This is a genomic window from Caballeronia sp. (assembly GCF_028292365.1).
Lineage (GTDB): Bacteria > Pseudomonadota > Gammaproteobacteria > Burkholderiales > Burkholderiaceae > Caballeronia.
Window position 1 is genome coordinate 1 of sequence record NZ_JAQGMM010000076.1, and the last position, 3,504, is coordinate 3,504.

Below are 3,504 nucleotides of genomic sequence, written 5' to 3' on the forward strand. Positions count from 1 at the left end.
TTCGTGCGCCTTGCGGATCAGTGCCGGCAGCACATGGCTGCTCTTCAGGTCGTAGTTGTCGTTCGGACCGTAAAGATTGGTTGGCATCAGCGAGACGAACTTGCAACCGTATTGGCGGTTATAAGCTTCGCAGAGCTTCAGCCCGGCGATCTTCGCGATGGCATACGCCTCGTTGGTCGGCTCGAGCGGCGAAGTCAGCAAGTACTCTTCCTTGATCGGCTGCGGGCAGGCCTTTGGATAGATGCACGAAGAACCGAAGAACACGAGCTTCGACACGTTCCAGCGGCAGGCCGCATGAATCACGTTGGTTTCGATCGTGAGGTTCTCGTAGATAAACGACGCCGGCAGCGTCGAGTTCGCGAGAATGCCGCCGACCTTCGCCGCCGCGAGCAACACCACGTCAATGCTCTCCTTCTCGAAGAACATGTTGACCCCGACCTGGTCAGTCAGGTCAAGTTGCGACTTGGTGCGCGTGATGATGTTGCAATACCCCTCGCTGGTCAGGCGTCGGACCAACGCCGAGCCGACCATGCCGCGATGACCCGCTACAAAAATGCGTGCGTTTTTATCCATGATGTTTACTCGTGGTGTTCAAGCGCTTTGAATCCCGCCATCGTGACGAGCGCGTCACGCCGTGCTATTTGAAAATCTGAACGGACCATCTCCTTCACCAGTGAGGAGAATGTTGTAGTCGGACGCCAACCCAGTTTCGCGTGCGCCTTCGACGGATCGCCGAGCAGCGTTTCCACTTCCGTCGGACGGAAATAGCGCGGGTCCACGCGGACGATCACATCGCCCTTCGCCATCTTCGTTTCGCGTCCTTCGACCCGGTCGATGATGCCCACTTCGTCCACGCCTTCACCTTCGAAGCGCATATGAACACCGAGCTCGGCGGCGGCCTGGATCACGAATTCGCGCACGCTGTGCTGCTCGCCCGTGGCGATCACAAAGTCTTCCGGCTGGTCCTGTTGCAACATCAGCCATTGCATCTCGACGTAGTCGCGCGCGTGGCCCCAGTCGCGCATGGCGGACAGGTTGCCGAGGTACATCTCGTCCTGCATGCCGACCGCGATACGCGCGAGCGCCCGGGTGATCTTGCGCGTGACGAAGGTCTCGCCGCGCACAGGAGACTCGTGATTGAACAGGATGCCGTTGCACGCGTACATGCCATACGCTTCGCGATAGTTCACCGTCATCCAGTAGGCGTAGAGCTTGGCCGCTGCATACGGACTGCGCGGATAAAACGGCGTGGTTTCCTTCTGCGGCGACTCTTGCACCAGACCGTAGAGCTCGGACGTCGACGCCTGGTAGAAACGCGCTTTTTTTTCCATGCCGAGAATGCGGATCGCTTCAAGAATGCGCAGCGCGCCAAGACCGTCGGCGTTCGCCGTGTATTCCGGCTCTTCAAACGACACCTGCACGTGGCTCTGCGCGCCGAGGTTATAGATCTCATCCGGCTCGGTGCGCTGCACGATGCGCATGATGCTCGAGGTATCCGTCAAGTCGCCGTGATGCAGCACGAACTTGCGGTCCGACTCGTGCGGATCGCTGTAAAGGTGGTCGATACGGTCCGTATTGAACAGCGAGCTACGGCGCTTGATGCCGTGCACTTCGTAGCCTTTTGTGAGCAGCAACTCGGCCAGGTAGGAGCCGTCCTGTCCGGTAATGCCGGTGATCAAAGCGACCTTGCGTTTCATCATGTGCCTCTCTTTCAGATTGGATGTGCGGCGCCGACATCAAGCTCGCCGCGCGCCGCAAGGTCTTCCTTCGCGTCCAGGCATCACTCAGGGATGCTCTCGTAGCCGTAGTAGTTGGTGTATGCGCTGCCGGACATCAGTCTCGACTGCGGCACATCGGTCAACAGCACGCCCTTCATATTCACGCCGCCGTGATGCAGGCGCTTCATCGTTTCGCCGATCTCTTCAACCTGGTTGCGGCCATGGCGCACCACCAGCAGGCTCGTGCCGGCATGCTTGCCGATCACGGTTGCATCGGTGACCGCCAGTACCGGCGGCGTATCGATGATCACGAGGTCGTACTTGTGCTTGAGCACTTCCAGCACCTCATGCATGCGGTCGCTCATCAGCAGTTCCGAAGGATGCGACGGCAGCGAGCCCTTGGTCAGCAGGTCGACGCCCGGCAGCACGTCATGCAGCACCGCGGATTCGATATCCGAGCCCATCAGCACGTCGGACAAGCCCGGCATATGTCGCACGCCAAAGTGCGAGTGGACATCGCCCCGACGCATGTCGCCGTCGATCAGCAGAACACGCTTTCTCGTCGATGCCACCAGCGTCGCCAGGTTGACCGAGAGGAACGACTTGCCTGCGTCCGGACGTGAGCCCGTCAGCATGACCACGTTGTTGCGTGCATCGGCCATCTGCAGTTGCAGCGACGTGCGCAGGCCACGGATCCCTTCCACTGCCGCATCTTCCGGCGAAGTCGCGGCGAGGACGTGAAGACCCTGGCTACGCGAACCGACCTTCTGCTGCAAGCGCAATTGCCGGCTGCTGCGCGGCACGATGGCGAACACACGCACGCCCAAGCGGTTTTCGATTTCTTCCGGACGTTCCACGCCGCCATACAGCGACTTGCGGATAAACGCTACGAGGATGCCAAGCACCAGGCCGCCGGCCAGGCTGATCAGGATCACGAGCAGGCGCTTCGGGCGCACGGGATCGTCGGCCGCTTCAGCGAAGTCGACCACCCGCACGTTGCCTACTTGCCCCGCCTTCGCCACACGCAACTGCTGCGCGCTGTTAAGCAGGTTCGTATAGAGCTCGGTATCCACCCGCACGTCGCGCAGCAAACGCAGTGCGGTTTGTTCGGTATCGGGCAGCACGGAGACGTTCTTGGTCAGCGAACCTTGAGCCGCCTGCAATGCACCGATCTGCGCGTCGAGCGCGGCCACCGACGGATGGTTCGCGGTGAAACGCTGCGAGAGTTCGGCGCGTTGCTGTTGCAGGTCCATCAGCTTCGACTTGTTGTCGACGACTTGCTGGAGCAACAGGCGGCTTTCTTCGCTCAGGTCGACCGTGCCTTGCTTGTTCCGGAAGTTGTTGTACTTCTGCTCGGCCTGGTCGAGTTGCGCGCGGACTTCTGGCAACTGCTGCTCGAGGAACGCGAGCGTCTTGCCAGCTTCGGCCGAACGCGTGTCGAGGTCCTGTTGAATGAAGCGGCGCGCGATGTTGTTCACGATCTGCGACGTCAGCTTGCTGTCGTGGCCTTCAAGGCTCAACGCGATGATGCCGGACTGCAGCGTTGTTTCAGCCACCGTCAGGCGCTTTTGCAACGCGTCCACGGTACCGAGCGTGGATGCACGCGACAGTTCGAATTTGGCCCCCGGCTCGCCGCTCATGTTTTCAACCAGCAGCGTAACGGGCCCAAGCGCGCTCGTACCGCTCGCTTCCTGGCCGACCTTGCCGTTCAGGATGGCGATGCCGTCCGGGTCGCTCAGGACATAGCTGCCGTTTTCGCCGGCCGTCAGGATGTACTTCTTGTCGT

3 protein-coding genes are annotated in these 3,504 nt (G+C 60.6%); all 3 read right to left on the reverse strand.

Translation table 11 applies throughout. From position 1 onward, the window contains the following. Positions 1-573: NAD-dependent epimerase/dehydratase family protein (locus tag JWR14_RS04445; protein WP_299702009.1), on the reverse strand; the 573-nt coding region annotated here is incomplete at its 3' end. 5 nt (positions 574-578) lie between these two features. Next, positions 579-1,697 (reverse strand): GDP-mannose 4,6-dehydratase, encoded by a 1,119-nt coding sequence (gmd, locus tag JWR14_RS04450; RefSeq protein WP_299702015.1) that lies wholly within the window; start codon positions 1,695-1,697, stop codon positions 579-581. An 83-nt stretch (positions 1,698-1,780) separates the two neighbouring features. Next, positions 1,781-3,504 (reverse strand): polysaccharide biosynthesis tyrosine autokinase (locus JWR14_RS04455; protein ID WP_299702012.1); only part of this gene is annotated, 1,724 nt, incomplete at its 5' end.

Excerpts from the sequence above, each read along its gene's own strand:
- gmd (WP_299702015.1), bottom strand. The coding sequence starts at position 1,697 with ATGAAACGCAAGGTCGCTTTGATCACCGGCATTACCGGACAGGACGGC.